Origin of the sequence: Pseudonocardia sp. (genome assembly GCF_029263155.1) — a bacterium.
In the GTDB taxonomy this organism is placed as follows: domain Bacteria; phylum Actinomycetota; class Actinomycetes; order Mycobacteriales; family Pseudonocardiaceae; genus Pseudonocardia.
In genome coordinates, this window is the sequence record NZ_JAJCYB010000035.1 from 53,073 (window position 1) to 68,758 (window position 15,686).

At 73.1% G+C, this 15,686-nt stretch carries 11 protein-coding genes; 8 read left to right on the plus strand and 3 right to left on the minus strand.

Features of this window, described 5'->3' with window-relative positions; all coding sequences use genetic code 11:
- Positions 1-100 precede the first annotated feature (100 nt).
- On the minus strand, positions 101-1,033 hold the full coding sequence (locus Q1K26_RS06375) for a 1,4-dihydroxy-2-naphthoyl-CoA synthase (protein ID WP_300008380.1): 933 nt from the start codon (positions 1,031-1,033) through the stop codon (positions 101-103).
- Between the two features lie 170 nt (positions 1,034-1,203).
- Here Q1K26_RS06375 and Q1K26_RS06380 point away from each other — a divergent pair, with 170 nt between their 5' ends.
- The 7 genes from Q1K26_RS06380 to Q1K26_RS06410 all read left to right on the plus strand — a co-directional run bounded on the left by Q1K26_RS06380 (position 1,204) and on the right by Q1K26_RS06410 (position 11,663).
- Positions 1,204-2,325: a TerD family protein gene (locus Q1K26_RS06380; protein WP_300008382.1), complete on the plus strand. Its 1,122-nt coding sequence runs from the start codon at positions 1,204-1,206 to the stop codon at positions 2,323-2,325.
- A 93-nt stretch (positions 2,326-2,418) separates the two neighbouring features.
- Positions 2,419-3,705 (plus strand): hydroxyacid-oxoacid transhydrogenase, encoded by a 1,287-nt coding sequence (locus Q1K26_RS06385; RefSeq protein ID WP_300008384.1) that lies wholly within the window; start codon positions 2,419-2,421, stop codon positions 3,703-3,705.
- Positions 3,706-3,918: 213 nt separating this feature from the next.
- A complete protein-coding gene (locus tag Q1K26_RS06390; protein WP_300008386.1) occupies positions 3,919-5,391 on the plus strand; it encodes an aldehyde dehydrogenase in 1,473 nt (490 codons plus the stop codon).
- Positions 5,392-5,546: 155 nt separating this feature from the next.
- Positions 5,547-8,516 (plus strand): FAD-binding and (Fe-S)-binding domain-containing protein, encoded by a 2,970-nt coding sequence (locus Q1K26_RS06395; RefSeq protein WP_300008388.1) that lies wholly within the window; start codon positions 5,547-5,549, stop codon positions 8,514-8,516.
- Positions 8,517-8,606: 90 nt separating this feature from the next.
- Entirely contained in the window at positions 8,607-10,391 is a 1,785-nt protein-coding gene (locus tag Q1K26_RS06400) for an L-lactate permease (RefSeq protein WP_300008390.1), read from the plus strand.
- Positions 10,392-10,475: 84 nt separating this feature from the next.
- Positions 10,476-11,303, plus strand: coding sequence for an aldo/keto reductase (locus Q1K26_RS06405; protein ID WP_300008392.1), 828 nt, complete (start codon positions 10,476-10,478; stop codon positions 11,301-11,303).
- A gap of 51 nt (positions 11,304-11,354) precedes the next feature.
- On the plus strand, positions 11,355-11,663 hold the full coding sequence (locus tag Q1K26_RS06410) for an adhesin (protein WP_300008393.1): 309 nt from the start codon (positions 11,355-11,357) through the stop codon (positions 11,661-11,663).
- 94 nt (positions 11,664-11,757) lie between these two features.
- On the opposite strand, the gene Q1K26_RS06415 is transcribed toward Q1K26_RS06410, so the two are convergent.
- Complete coding sequence (locus tag Q1K26_RS06415) at positions 11,758-13,395, minus strand: ABC-F family ATP-binding cassette domain-containing protein (protein ID WP_300008395.1); 1,638 nt, start codon at positions 13,393-13,395, stop codon at positions 11,758-11,760.
- Positions 13,396-13,751: 356 nt separating this feature from the next.
- On the opposite strand from Q1K26_RS06415, the gene Q1K26_RS06420 reads away from it, so the two are divergent.
- Positions 13,752-14,993 (plus strand): AarF/ABC1/UbiB kinase family protein, encoded by a 1,242-nt coding sequence (locus tag Q1K26_RS06420; protein ID WP_300008397.1) that lies wholly within the window; start codon positions 13,752-13,754, stop codon positions 14,991-14,993.
- Between the two features lie 46 nt (positions 14,994-15,039).
- On the opposite strand, the gene Q1K26_RS06425 is transcribed toward Q1K26_RS06420, so the two are convergent.
- On the minus strand, positions 15,040-15,686 hold a 647-nt coding region (locus Q1K26_RS06425), incomplete at its 5' end, for an HNH endonuclease signature motif containing protein (RefSeq protein ID WP_300008399.1).

Genomic DNA, 15,686 nt, shown 5'->3' on the forward strand with positions numbered 1-15,686 from the left:
CGGCACACAGGTCCGGGCCCGTGTGCGGGCCCCGGAGCCTGTGTGCGAGCCCGCGGGGGTGACCGTGGGGCGGGCGCGGCCCGTCAGTGGTGCCATGGAGTCAGTAGTGCCATGGATAGGCCGACCAGTCGGGTTCGCGCTTCTGCAGGAACGCGTCCCGGCCCTCGACCGCCTCGTCGGTCAGGTACGCCAGCCGTGTGGCCTCGCCCGCGAACAGCTGCTGCCCGACCAGGCCGTCGTCGGTGAGGTTGAACGCGTACTTGAGCATGCGCTGGGCCGTCGGGGACTTGCCGTTGATCTCCTTCGCCCACTGCAGCGCCACCGTCTCCAGCTCCGCGTGCGGCACGACCGCGTTGACCGCGCCCATGCGGTGCGCGTCGGCCGCGGAGTACGTGCGCCCGAGGAAGAAGATCTCGCGCGCGAACTTCTGGCCGACCTGCTTGGCCAGGTAGGCCGAGCCGTAGCCGCCGTCGAAGCTGCCCACGTCGGCGTCGGTCTGCTTGAACCGGGCGTGTTCAGCGCTGGCCAGGGTCAGGTCGGCGACGGCGTGCAGCGAGTGCCCGCCGCCGGCGGCCCAGCCGTTGACGACGGCGATGACGACCTTCGGCATGAACCGGATCAGCCGCTGGCACTCCAGGATGTGCAGCCGGCCCGCGCGCCCGGCCTGCACGGTGTCGGCGGTCTCGCCGGCGCGGCCGGTGGCCGGGTCCGTCATCGTGTACTGGTAGCCGGACCGGCCGCGGATGCGCTGGTCACCGCCCGAGCAGAACGCCCACCCGCCGTCCTTCGGCGCCGGGCCGTTGCCGGTGAGCAGCACGCAGCCGACGTCGGGGGTCTGGCGGGCGTGGTCGAGCGCGGTGTAGAGCTCGTCGACGGTGCCCGGGCGGAACGCGTTGCGCACCTCGGGCCGGTCGAACGCGATGCGCACGGCCCCCGTGTCGACGGCGCGGTGGTAGGTGATGTCGACGAAGTCGAAGCCGTCCACCGGACGCCACGCGGAGGGATCGAAGATCTCGGAGACCTGTTCGGGCACGACACGCACAGTACGGATCCCGTACGGGAGGGCCGCCGGGCCCACGGCCCGAGCCTCGCACAGCCACCGGTTCCTCGCAGAGCACACGACCGCTGCGACCGTCCGATCCCTCTGCGAGGAGCCCGGCGCCCGGCACCCGCGCCCGCCCCGGCACTGGCAGGATCGGGGGCGTGCAGACCCTGTCCAAGGGCGCCAACGCGCCGCTCCCGCCCGGTCCGGTCTCGGTGCGCGTCAGCGCCGCATCGCCCGTCGACATCTCCGCGCTGCTCGTGGCCGCCACCGGCAAGGTGCGCGACGACTCCGACTTCGTGTTCTACAACCAGCCCGAGGCGGCGGGCGTGCGCTACGACCCCGACGGTGTCGACGTCGTGCCGGACGCGGTGGACGCCGCGATCGAGAAGGTGGTCGTCACCGCCAGCCTCGACGGGCGCGGCCCCGCCACCTTCGGCGCGCTGGGTGGGCTGCGGATGGACGTCGCGGTCGCCGGCGCGCCGCTGCTCACGTTCACGCCCGACGGCCTGGGCCCCGAGACGGCCCTGCTGTGCGTGGAGATCTACCGGCGGGACGCGCAGTGGAAGGTGCGGGCGGTCGGCCAGGGCTACGCGAACGGGCTGGCCGGGATCGCGACCGACTTCGGCATCACCGTGGACGACGAGCCGGCGCCGGTCGCGGAGCCCGCGGCCCCGGCCACGCCCGCCGCACCGTCGGTGATCAACCTGGACAAGGGGAAGGTGTCGCTGGCCAAGCGGCAGACGGTGTCGTTGACCAAGACCGGCGCACCGGCGCTGCGGCGGGTCGCGATGGGCCTGGGCTGGGACCCGGCGGCCGGCGGGCGCAGCATCGACCTGGACGCCTCGGCCATCGTCATCGGGAGCAAGGGCCGCAAGACCGACGCGGTCTGGTTCATGAGCAAGAGCGCGTTCCGGGGCGCGCTGGAGCACTCCGGCGACAACCTGACCGGCCACGGCGAGGGCGACGACGAGACGATCGAGGTCGACCTGTCGAAGCTGCCCGCCGACGCGCAGGCGATCGTGTTCGTCGTCAACTCCTTCCAGGGGCAGCGGTTCACCGAGGTGCAGCGGGCCTACTGCCGGCTGATCGACCTCGACACGCGGGCCGAGCTGGTGCGCTTCGACCTCACCGACTCCGCCCCGCGTACCGGCGTGGTGATGAGCGTGCTGCGCCGCTCCGGCGACGCGTGGACGATGACCGCGATCGGCGAGTTCCACGACGGCAAGACGGTGCGCGCGATGTACGGCGCCGCGGAGGAACTGGTGCGCGGGCTGGCGTAGGCCGCGCACGGCACCGATTGCGGTGGGACGGGTCGCGTGCCACGGTGCGGGAGGCCCACCGGCCGCGCGCCGCAGGGGGAGAGGACAGCCCGCATGAGTGCCGCAGGAGCCGACCGCACCGAGGAGACGATCTTCACCTGGGGTGCGCCGCCGCTGAAGTTCGGCGCGGGCGCCACCGACGAGATCGGCTTCGAGATGGCGCAGTACGGCGTGCGCCGCGTGCTGATCGTCACCGATCCGGGCGTGAGCGCGCTGGGCATCCCGCAGCGCATCGCCGAGACGCTCGCCCGCTACGAGATCACCTCCGAGGTGTTCGACGGCGTGCACGTCGAGCCCACCGACGACTCGATGAACAAGGCCGTGGAGTACGCCCGCGCGCAGGGGGAGTGGGACGGGTTCGTGGCCGTCGGCGGCGGGTCGGCGATCGACACCGCCAAGGCGATCAACCTGCTGACCAGCCACCCCGGCGAGCTGATGGACTACATCAACAAGCCGATCGGTGCGGCCAAGGTTCCGCCCGGGCAGCTCAAGCCGCTGATCGCGGTGCCGACGACGGCGGGCACCGGCTCGGAGTCCACCGCGATGTGCGTGCTGGACATCCTGTCGATGAAGGTCAAGACCGGGATCAGCCACTGGCGGCTGCGCCCGACCCTGGCCGTCATCGACCCGCTGCTGACGATGACACTCGGGCCCGAGGTGAGCGCGGCGTCGGGGATGGACATCGTGTGCCACGCGGTGGAGAGCTACACCGCGCGGTACTACACGAGCTTCGACCGCAAGCAGCCCGAGGAGCGGGTCACCTACTGCGGCTCCAACCCGGTGTCGGACCTGTGGTGCGAGAAGGCGATGGCGCTGATCGCCCAGTCGTTCCGCGGGTCGGTGCGCGAGGGGTCCCTGGAGGACCGCTCGAACATGATGATGGCCGCCACGTTCGCGGGCATGGGGTTCGGCAACTCCGGCGTGCACATCCCGCACGCCAACGCCTACCCCATCGCGGGGATGGTCAAGGACTACCGCCCGGCGGGCTACCCGCAGGACGAGCCGATGGTGCCGCACGGCCAGTCGGTGTCGCTGACCGCGCCCGAGGCGTTCCGCTTCTCGTTCTCCAGCGCCCCGCAGCGGCACCTCGCCGCGGCCCGGCTGATCGACCCCGGTGCCGAGACGGTGGCACCGCAGGAGCAGCTGCCCTCGGTGCTCGTCTCGCTCATGCGCGACATCGGCATCCCCAACGGGATCGGTGGCGTCGGCTACACCGAGGCCGACGTGCCGGACCTGGTGCCGGGCACGATGAAGCAGGCCCGGCTGCTCGCCACCTGCCCGAGGACGCCCACGGAGGACGACATCGCGGGCATCCTCACCCGGTCGGTCGAGAACTGGTAGCACCACGCCCGGCCACCACCGGCTGATCAAGGTGAGATGGTCGCGTTCGGTGATCAACAGACGACCATCTGCCCTTGATCGGCGGGGTGTCGTTCAGCCCGCGGCGCCGACGTGTCCGGTCCGGTGCAGTGGCGGCACCTGCGCTCGGCGGATGGCGGAGCCTTCGCCGCCGCACTAGGTTGTGGGCGACACACTCGGTGAGGAGGGCGCGACGTGGCGGATCTCGAGCGGTTCACGATGCTGGTCGGCGGCAAGGGCGTGGAGGCGGTGTCGGGGCGGCGCTTCGACTCGCAGAACCCGTACACCGGGCAGCCGTGGGCGTCGATCCCGGACGGTGGGCCCGAGGACGTCGACGCCGCCGTCGCCGCCGCGCGCGCCGCGCTGGACGGGGAGTGGGGCGCCACCACCGGGTTCGCCCGGGCCGCGCTGCTGCGCCGTCTCGGCGACCTGATCGGGGAGAACGCCGAGCGGCTGGCCCGCCTGGAGGTCAACGACTCCGGCAAGCTCTACCGCGAGATGATCGGGCAGCTGGGCGGTCTGGGCGGCTGGTACCACTACTACGCGGGGCTCGCGACCACGCTGGAAGGGCGCCAGATCCCCACCCCGAACCCGAACTACCTCGTCTACACCCGCCGCGAGCCTGTCGGCGTCGTCGCGGCGATCACGCCGTGGAACTCGCCGCTGCTGCTCATGACCTGGAAGCTGGCCCCGGCGCTGGCCGCGGGCTGCACCATCGTGATCAAGCCGTCGGAGCACGCGCCCGCATCCACGCTCGGGTTCGCCGAGCTGATCGAGCAGGCGGGCTTCCCGCCCGGCGTCGTCAACGTCGTCACCGGGCTCTCCCGGGAGACCGGCGCGCACCTGGCGTCGCACCCGGGGGTGGACAAGGTCGCGTTCACCGGCTCCACCGCCACCGGCCGGGCCGTTGCGCACGCCGCCGCGGAGAACCTCAACAAGGTCACCCTGGAGCTGGGCGGGAAGTCCCCGCAGGTCGTGTTCGCCGACGCCGACCTGGCGGCCGCCGCGAACGGGCTGATCGCGGGCGTGTTCGCCGCCACCGGGCAGACCTGCATGGCCGGGTCCCGGCTGATCGTGCACGCCGACGTGCACGACGAGCTGGTGCGCCTGGTGGCCGAGCGGGCGGCCACGATCAAGCTCGGTGACCCGAACGACCCGGAGACCGAGATGGGCCCGGTCGCGAACGCCCCGCAGTACGAAAAGGTGCTCGGCTACCTGCGCACCGCGCAGGAGGAGGGCGCCACCGTGGCCTACGGCGGCGCCGCGGACGAGGGCCTGGGTGGGCTGTTCGTCAAACCGACCGTGCTCTCGGTGCGGCCCACCGACACCGTCTTCCGCGAGGAGGTGTTCGGTCCCGTGCTGTCGGCCGTCACCTTCACCGACGAGGACGAGGCGATCACGCTCGCCAACGACACCCCCTACGGCCTCGCCGGCGCCGTGTGGACCAAGGACGTACACCGCGCCCACCGGGTCGCCGCCCGGATCAGGGCCGGCACCGTGTGGATCAACGCCTACCGCGTGGTCGCCCCGAGCGTCCCGTTCGGCGGGTTCGGCGCCAGCGGTCTGGGCCGCGAGAACGGCGTCGACTCGATCGGCGAGTACACCGAGAACAAGTCCGTCTGGGTCGAGCTGACCGGCGGCACCCGCGACCCGTTCACCCTCGGCTGACCCGCACTTCGGAGCCGCAACGCTGATATCGGGGGTCGGGACCCGCGTTCCGGCTCCGAGGTGCGGGGATCGTCCGCCTGCGCAGCGCTGGTGGGGCTCGTGTGCGTCGACGACCCGCTGGGGTGTGGGCCCGGCGGGCCCCGCACACTGGCGGTGTGCTTCCCGATCACGACGCGGCCGACCTCCACCGCGATCTCTCCCGCGCACTGCGCGGTCCGGTCCGGTTCGACGCGGCGCACCGCGCGATGTACTCCGCCGACGCCTCGAACTACCGGCGCGTGCCGATCGGCGTGGTCACGCCGGTCGACACCGACGACGTCGAGGCCGCGATCTCGGTGTGCTCCATCTACGGGGTGCCGGTGCTGCCGCGCGGCGCGGGCACCTCGATCGCGGGGCAGGCCGTCAACACCGCGGTGGTGCTCGACTTCGCCACCCATCTGAACGCGATCGAGTCGATCGATCCCGACGCGCGGACCGCGCGGGTGCAGCCGGGGGTGGTGCTCGACCGGCTCCGCGACGCCGCCCGCCCGCACGGGCTGACGTTCGGGCCGGACCCGTCGACGCACAACCGCTGCACGCTCGGCGGGATGATCGGCAACAACGCGTGCGGCTCGCACTCCGTGGCCTGGGGCAAGACGGTCGACAACGTGCATGCGCTCGACGTGCTGACCTACCGCGGGCAGCGGCTGGAGGTCGGTCGCGGGACCGCCGGGCCGGGGATCCCCGCGGAGCTGCGCGCGCTCGGCGACCGGCTCGGCGAGCAGGTCCGCACCTCGTTCCCGGACCTCACCCGCCGGGTCTCGGGCTACAACCTCGACCAGCTGCTGCCGGAGAACGGGTTCGACCTCGCCAAGGCACTGGTCGGCACCGAGGGCACCTGCGCCACGGTGCTCGGGGCCACCGTGCGGCTCGTGGAGTCGCCCGCGGCCCGCGCGCTCGCCGTGCTCGGGTTCCCCGACGCGTATGTCGCGGCCGACCACGTCGTGCCCGTCCGCGAGCTGTCCCCGCTCACCATCGAGGGCATGGACGCCGGGCTGATCGCGGCGCTGCGCGCGGCCAACCCGCTGGAGACCGCGTCGCGTGCGTTGCCCGATGGCGCGGGCTGGCTCTACGTGGAGACCGGCGGCGCCACGCGGGCCGAGGCGGAGGCGGCCGCACAGGCCGTCGTCGCCGCGATGAAGCCGTACGGGGCGACGAGCGTGGTGGTCAGCGACCCGGCGGCGATGAAGGCGCTGTGGCGGATCCGCGAGGACGGCGCCGGCATCGTCACCCGCTCGCCCGACGGCGGCGAGGCCTGGCCCGGCTGGGAGGACGCCGCCGTGCCGCCGGAGCGGTTCGGCTCCTACCTGCGCGAGTTCGACGCCCTGCTGGCCCGGCACGACCGCCGCGGCGCGTACTACGGCCACTTCGGCGACGGCTGCCTGCACATCCGCATCGACTTCGACCTGCTCACCGAGGCCGGCATCGCGAACTTCCGCACCTTCATGGAGGACGCGGCCGACCTGGCCGTGGCGCACGGCGGATCGCTGTCGGGCGAGCACGGTGACGGCACCGCCCGGGCCGAACTGCTGCCCCGGATGTACCCACCGGAGATCATCGCCGGGTTCGCGGACTTCAAGCGCGTCTGGGACCCCGACGACCGGATGAACCCCGGCATGGTGGTGCGGCCGAAGCGGATGGACGAGGACCTGCGGATCTTCGTCGGCATGCCCACGATCGCCGACGCCCCGATGCTCGCGTTCGGACACGACCGGGGCTCGTTCACCCGGGCCACGCGCCGGTGCCTGGGCGTGGGCAAGTGCGTCACCGAGTCGGGCGGGGTGATGTGCCCCAGCTACCGGGCCACCGGGGAGGAGATGCACTCCACACGCGGGCGAGCACGGCTGCTGTTCGAGATGGCCAACGGGGAGGTGATCACCGGCGGCTGGGACTCCTCCGAGGTGGACGAGGCGCTGGACCTGTGCCTGTCCTGCAAGGGCTGCAAGCGCGACTGCCCGGTGGGTGTCGACATGGCGGCCTACAAGACCGAGTTCCTGGCGCAGCGCTACCAGGGCAAGGTGCGCCCGGCGTCGCACTACTCCATGGGCAACCTGCCCCGGTGGCTGCGGCTGGTCGGCAGGCTCCCGGCACGGGTGGTCGACGTTCTCAACGCCGCGGCGCGCAGCCCGCTCGGCGCGCTGGCCAAGCGGGCGGGCGGCATCACCCCGGAGCGGGCGATCCCGCCGATCGCCCGCATGGCCTACACCCGCACCACCCCCCGCCCCGGGGCCGCGGTGGGTCTGGGATCGCGGCTGCGGGCCCGTCTCGGTCACAGCAGGAGGGCTCTCCTCCGATCGGACCGGAGCACGGCCACCCCGCGGCGACCGGCGGGAACCCGGGGGCGGGTGCTGCTGTGGCCCGACACGTTCACCAACCACTTCGATCCCGGCGTCGCGTCCGACGCCGTGGCCGTGCTCACCGCACTCGGGTACTCCGTCGAGCTGCCGCCGCGGGAGGTCTGCTGCGGCCTGACCTGGACCTCCACGGGCCAGGTCGACGCCGCGCGCCGGGTGCTCAAGCGCAGCCTGCGCACGGTGGCGCCGTGGCTGGCCGAGGGGGTGCCGGTGGTCGGCCTGGAACCGTCGTGCACCGCGGCGCTGCGGGCCGACGGGCCGGAGCTGCTGCCCGGCGAGCCGCTCGCCGCGGCGCTGGCCACCGGCGTGCGCACGTTCGCGGAGGTGCTGGCCGATCACACCGACGAGCTCGCGGCCGCGGTGAGCGGCCCGCGGCAGAAGGCGCTCGTGCAGGTCCACTGCCACCAGCACGCCGAGCTCGGCACCGAGGACGACCGTGCGGTGATGGCCGCGATCGGGGTCGACGCCGAGGTGCTCGACTCCGGCTGCTGCGGCCTCGCCGGCAACTTCGGGTTCGAGAAGGGGCACTACGAGGTGTCGATGGCGTGCGCGGAGCGGGTGCTGCTGCCGGCCGTGCGCGCCGCGGAGGCCGACGTCGAGGTGCTGGCCGACGGCTTCAGCTGCCGTACCCAGCTCCGCCAGGCCGGCACCCGGGAACCGGTCCACCTGGCCCAGCTCGCCGCCCGCGCGATGTTCCGCGATACGGAAGGGATTGGTCGCCAAACGAAATAGACCGTGCCCCACGAGTTGCCGGGGCCACGTCCGGGTGTGACTCTCCGTCCGTGACCGGATCGGGCCGGTCACTCATCGGGGGGTGACGTCGTGGACAATCTCGGTCTGCTGAGCCTGGCGGCTCTGGCGCCGATCCTGGTCGTGGCGGTGCTGCTGGTCGGGCTGCGCTGGCCCGCCACGTACGCGATGCCGGTCGGGTTCGCCGCGGCGGTGGTCGTCGGGGCACTGGTGTGGGGCATGGACGCCGCGGTGCTCGCCGCGGCGAGCGTCGAGGGCCTGATCATCGCGCTCGGCCTGCTCTACATCATCTTCGGAGCCCTGCTGCTGCTGCAGACGCTGACGGCGAGCGGGGCGCTGGCGACGATCCGCGCCGGCTTCACCACGGTCAGTGCGGACCGGCGGGTCCAGGCGATCATCATCGGCTGGCTGTTCGGGTCGTTCATCGAGGGCGCGTCCGGGTTCGGCACCCCCGCCGCCGTCGTCGCGCCGCTGCTGCTCGCGCTGGGCTTCCCGGCGATGGCGGCGGTGATGGTCGGCCTGATCATTCAGAGCACGCCCGTCAGTTTCGGCGCGGCGGGCACGCCGGTGCTCACCGGCCTGGGTCAGGGACTGGCCGGTGACCCGGCGGTCGAGGCGCGGGTGGCCGTCCTCGGGCTGGACATGCCCGCCTACCTGCAGGTGCTGGGCCTGCAGGTGGCGACGATGCACGCGATCGTCGGCACGCTCATCCCGCTGTTCCTGGTCTGCATGCTCACGGGCTTCTTCGGCGGCAGGTTCGTCGACGGTCTGCGGGTCTGGCCGTTCGCGATCTACGCCGCACTGGCGATGACGATCCCGTCGGTGACGGTCGCGGCACTGCTGGGCCCGGAGTTCCCGTCGCTGCTCGGTGGCCTGATCGGGCTGGCGCTGGTCATGTTCACCTCCAGCCGCGGCTTCCTCATGCCCGCGCAGACCTGGGACTTCCCGCCGCGCGAGCGCTGGGTCGACCGCTGGACGGGCACCCTGGAACCGGACACGTCGACCGTGGCGGGCACCCGCATGAACATCTGGCTGGCCTGGTCGCCCTACGTCGTGGTCGCCGTGCTGCTCGTGCTCAGCCGTACCGTCACCCCGGTCACCGACTTCCTCACCGGCATCACGATCGACTTCGACGAGATCTTCGGGACCGGCATCTCGGAGTCGCTGCAGCCGGTGTACCTGCCGGGATTCGTCTTCGTCGTGGCCTGCCTGGCCACCTACGCGCTGCACCGGATGCGCCCGGCCCAGATCGCGGAGTCGTGGAAGGTCGCGGGCAGCCAGCTCGCCGGGGCCGCGGTGGCGCTGCTGTTCGCGCTGCCGCTGGTCCGGATCCTGATCAACTCGGGTCCCGAGTACAACAGCACCGGCCTGTCGAGCATGCCGATCACGCTGGCCGAGGGCGCTTCGGTGCTGACCGGCTCGGCGTGGCCGCTGCTCGCGCCATGGATCGGCGCGCTGGGCGCGTTCATCGCGGGCAGCAACACCGTGTCCAACCTGACGTTCTCGCTGTTCCAGTTCGCGACGGCGGAGAACATCGGCGCGGTCCCGGAGACCGTCGTGGCCACCCAGGCGGTCGGCGGCGCGGCCGGCAACATGGTCACGGTGCACAACGTCGTGGCCGCGTCGGCGACGGTCGGTCTGCTGGGGCGCGAGGGCGACCTGATCCGCAAGACCATCATCCCGACGACGTACTACTGCCTGTTCGCCGGAGGGCTGTCGTTCGTGTTCATCAACGGCGTGGGGCTCAACGCGGGTACCGGACTGCTGGTGGCGCTCGCGGCGGTGCTGGCGGCGGTCGTCGTGCGCATCGCCCGCCAGCAACCGTCGGAGCGGCTGACCGAGAACGTGCAGCGGTAGTCCGGCACGGCGGCAGACGGGCCGCCGCTGTGATCGACGACATCGCGGCGGTCCGGCGCGCGGGATACCGGGTACCCGGACCGCATGACTCAGGTACCGCACATCCGGCTGAACAGCGGCGTCGAGATCCCCCAGTTCGGGTTCGGCGTGTTCCAGATCGATCCGGCCGACGTGGGCCCGGCACTGGGCACCGCGTTCGAGGCCGGCTACCGCCACGTCGACACCGCGCAGATGTACCGCAACGAGGCCGAGGTCGGGCAGGCGATCGTCGACTCCGGCCTGCGTCGCGACGAGATCTTCGTGACCACCAAGCTCGACAACGACCGCCACGGCCACGACGAGGCCGTCACCGCGCTCGGGGAGAGCCTGGACCGCCTGCGCCTCGACCACGTCGACCTGTTCCTCGTGCACTGGCCGCGGCCGGCGCACGACCGGTACGTGGAGACGTGGAAGGGTTTCGAGAAGCTCGCCGCCGACGGCCGCGCGCGCACGATCGGCGTCTCCAACTTCCAGATCCCGCACCTGGAGCGGTTGGCCGCGGAGACCGGCACCGTGCCCGCGGTCAACCAGATCGAGCTGCACCCGCACTTCCCTCAGGAGGAGCTGCGTGCCTACCACCGTGAGCACGGCATCGTGACGGAGGCATGGGGCCCGATCGGGCAGGGCGGCGACCTGCTCGGTGACGAGCGCCTCACCGCACTCGCCGAGAAGTACGGCAGGACCCCCGCGCAGATCGTCCTGCGCTGGCACATCGAGCTGGGCAACATCGTGTTCCCGAAGTCCGTCACCCCCGCTCGGATCAGGGAGAACATCGAGGTCTTCGACTTCGAGCTGGCCGCCGCCGACATGATGACCATCGCCGAGCTGGACACCGGGCGGCGGATCGGCCCGAACCCGGACGACTTCGGCTGATCCGCGGTTCCACGCTGCGCGAGCGGCGAACTCCCCCTAGTGTCGGCGCCCATGTTGGCAATCACCGATCTCGCGGCCGAAGCCATCAAGTCGCTGACCACCGATGCGGAGCTGCCCGATGGTGGCGGCCTGCGCATCGCCGCACCGAGCCCGGACCAGGGGTTGGAGCTGTCCCTTGCGGGCCAGCCCGGCACCGATGACGTCGTGCTGTCGGGGGACGGCGTAGCGGTGTTCCTGGAACCCGCTGCGGCGCAGGTGCTCGACGACAAGGTGCTCGACGTCCAGCCCGTTGCGGGGGCCGACGGTGAGGAGGAACTCCGCTTCGCCATCGGTCCCCAGGCGGCGGCCCCCGAGGCCTGATCCGGCAGAGCGACGACGGGGCCCGCCCCAGCTGTGGGTGCGCCCCGTCGCCGTACACGCTGCGATGGCGTGGTGCGGGGTGGCCCCGGCGAGGTCAGGACTCGGTGAGCCGCCCGGCGTCGACGACCCAGCGCCGCGTGGTGCGCACCGTCGAGAGCATGCGCCGGTCGTGGGTGACCAGAAGCACGGTGCCGCCGAAGCCGTCCAGCGCCTGCTCCAGCTGCTCGATCGCGGGCAGGTCGAGGTGGTTGGTGGGCTCGTCGAGCACCAGCAGGTTGACCTCGCGGGCCTGCAGCAGCGCGAGCGCGGCGCGCGTGCGCTCGCCCGGCGACAACGAGGCGGCCGGGCGCGGGGCGTGCTCGCCGGTCAGCCCGAACTTCGCCAGCAGGGTCCGTACGTCGGACTCGGCCCAGTCGGGCACGGCGTCGCCGAACGCGCGGGCCAGCGGCTCCGGACCGAGGAAGAGCCCGCGGGCCTGGTCGATCTCCCCGACCCGTACCCCCGACCCGAGTCCGGCAGACCCGGCGTCGACGGGGACGCGGCCCAGCAGGGCCCCGATCAGGGTGGTCTTGCCCGACCCGTTCGCGCCGGTGACGACGACGCGGTCGGCCCAGTCGACCTGCGCGTCCACCGGCCCCAGGGTGAACGACCCGCGCCGCACGACCGCCCCGCGCATCGATGCCACGACCGTGCCGGAGCGTGGCGCCGCGGCGATCGTCATCCGCAGCTCCCACTCCTTGCGCGGCTCCTCGACGACGTCGAGCCGTTCGATCATCTTCGCGGTCTGCCGGGCCTTCGCGGCCTGCTTCTCGCTGGTCTCGGCCCGCTTGTTGCGGCCGATCTTGTCGTTGTCGGTGCTCTTGCGGCGCGCGTTGCGGACCCCGGCGGCCATCCAGTTGCGCTGCATCTGCGCGCGCTCCTTGAGCCCGCCGAGCCTGTCGTCGTACTCCTCGTACGCCTCGCGGGCGTGCCGTCGGGCGATCTCGCGCTCGGCGAGGTAGCTGTCGTAGCCGCCGTCGTAGACGCCCACCTGCTGCTGCGCGAGGTCCAGCTCGACGATCCGGTTCACCGTGCGCGCGAGGAACTCGCGGTCGTGGCTGACGATCACGGCCGGCGCCCGCAGCTGCTGCACGAAACGCTCCAGCCGCTCCAGCCCGTCGAGGTCGAGATCGTTGGTGGGCTCGTCGAGCAGCAGGACGTCGTAGCGGGACAGCAGCAGGGCCGCGAGCCCGGCGCGGGCCGCCTGCCCGCCGGACAGCGTGGTCATCGGCGTGTCCAGCTCGACGGCCAGCCCGACCTCGGCGGCCACCTCGCCCGCACGCTCGTCCAGGTCGGCGGCGCCGAGCGCGAGCCAGCGGTCCAGTGCGGCGGCGTAGGCGTCGTCCGCGCCCGGCGCGCCCTCCCCGAGCGCCTCGGCGGCGGCGTCCATCGTCGCCTGCGCGGTGGCGACGCCGGTGCGCCGGGCCAGGAACGCCGCCAGGGTCTCGCCCGCCCGCCGCTCCGGCTCCTGCGGCAGGTGCCCGACGGTGGCGTCGGGCGGGCTCAGCGCCACCTTCCCGTCCTCGGGATCGGCCTCCCCGGCGAGCAGCCGCAGCAGCGTGGACTTCCCGGCGCCGTTCGCCCCGACCAGTCCCACGACGTCACCGGGGGCGATGACGAGGTCGAGCCGGGAGAACAGCACGCGGGCGCCGTGGCCGGCGGCGAGATCGGTGGCCTGCAGGGTGGCGCTCATGACCGGATGAACGCTACCTCCCCGCGAGTCGGGGTCTGCGTGCGTCCGTGTCGCGCCGTCGGGGTGGGGTGGTGGACGGGGTGCGCCGACCGCGACAACGACCGGTTCCGGGGCCCGCCCTGACAGGCCGGTGAGGTGACGCCCGCGATCACCCCGGCCGACGCGCTCGCCAGCGGCAGCGACGAGGCGTTCCCCGCGTTCTGGTACCTCCTGCTCGGCCGTGCTGATCAGCGTCGTTGTCGCGATGGTGCTGCTGGTGCTGGTCGAGGCGCTGATGCCCAGCGGGTCGCTGCCCGGGCCGGTCGCGGTCGTGCGCGGCACGCCCCGGCGGATCCGGCGGGTCGTGCGCTACCTGGGTGTCGCCCGAGCCGCTGGCCGCGGCGTCGATCGCGCAGGTGCACGCGGTGCGGCTGGGCGACGGGAGCGCGGTGGTGGTCAAGGTGCAGCGCACCCGGATCGCCCAGGTCGTCGCCGGTGACCTGGACATCCTCGACCGGATCGCGCGCCGGCTGGAGCGCTCGACGCCGTGGGGACGGTCGCTGGGAATCGCCGCGCTCGCCGACGGGTTCGCGGCGTCGCTGCGCGAGGAGCTGGACTTCCGCACCGAGGCCCGCAACATCGCCACCGTCGCGGCGGGCGCGGCCCGCCGCGGCGTCGACGACGTGGTGCGCACGCCGCGGGTGCACGAGGCGACCCGGCGGGTGCTGGTGATGGAGCGCTTCTCCGGGCGGCCCGTGGACGAGGCCGGGCCGGAGGCGGCACCGGTGCTGCTGGACTGCCTGCTCGGTCAGATCCTCGTCGACGGCGTCTTCCACGCCGACCCGCACCCGGGCAACATCCCCGTGCTCGGCCCGGAGAGCTCCGACGGCGCCCCGTTGCGGCTGGGGCTGCTGGACCTCGGCTCGGTCGGGCGCCTCGACGGCGGCCTGCGCGAGAGCCTGGCTCGCCTGCTCCTCGCGCTCGACCGTGACGACCCGGTGGCCGTCGTCGACGCGTTGCTGGAGGTGGTCGACGCGCCCGACGGCCTCGACGAGCGCGCGGTGGTGCGGTCCATGGGCCGGCTGCTGGCGCGCCATCTCGGGCCCGGTGCCACGCTCGACGCGGCCGCCGTCGGCGAGCTGTTCGCGCTGCTCGCCCGGCACGGGCTGAGCGCACCGCCCGAGCTGGCCGCCGTGCTGCGCGCGCTCGGCACGCTGGAGGGCACGCTCACCCGCCTCGACCCCGGCTTCGACCTGGTCGCCGGCGCCCGCGCGTTCGCGTCCGCCCAGGTGGCGGCCCGGATGGAGCCCGCGGCCGTGCGCCGGGCCGTCACCGACGAGCTGGCGGCGCTGCTGCCGCTGGTCCGGCGGTTGCCGCGGCGCGTTGACCGGATCGTGAGCGCGCTGGACTCCGGGCAGCTGACGGTGCGGGTCGCCGCGCAGGCGCCGCGCACGTCGGGCGGCGTGCTCAGCGCCGTGCTGGTCACGGCGATCGCGGCCACCACCGGGGTGATGGCCGCGCTGCTGCTGGTGTCCGCAGGCGGGCCGCCGCTGACCGAGACGATGACCGTCGACCAGCTGCTCGGCTACCTGCTGCTCGCGGTCTCGGCGCAGGGCTAGTAAGAGCCGCCGTGCTGTCGTGTTCGGCAGCTCAGGGCCGGACTGATCAGGCTGCGACGGGCATGTCGGGTGGTCGTCGCCGGGCTCGGCGCCTCGGGTCGATCCAGGGTGGTGGGTAGAACTCGGGACGCCCGCCGACGAGCCGGACGTCCCAGCCGGCGTGGTGGACCAGGCGGTGACACGCCCGGCAGAGCATCACGCAGTTGTCGACGCGGGTGGGGCCGCCGTGTTCCCACGGAACGATGTGGTGGATCTCTGTCCAGCTCGGGGGTCGGCCGCAGCGGGCGCAGCCGCGGTCGCGGACGGTCACGGCGCGGCGCACGCCCTCGGGGATGACGCGGGTGCGGCGGCCGATGTCGAGTGGCTGCCCGGCACTGCCCATGACCACGGGGATGACCGCGGCGTCGCAACACAGCATCCGCAGTGTCTCGGGCGAGAGGGTGCCGCCGAAATCGAGGACGGCGGCGCGGGCGCGGCGTTCCAGGTCGTCGAGCGAGATCATCACGTTGAGGTTCGGGCGGCGACCGCCACTGGCGGGCACCTGCTCGGAGGTGCCGTGGTCGAGCACGAACCCGCAGGCGTCGGCGAGGGCTTCGGCCTGGCGGGTGGCGGGGGTGCGGTCGTCGTCGGCGGTGCGCGGCCTGGCGCCTGCGTCGATCAGGGTGGCGATGGCGTCGAACATCGCGGCGTCGT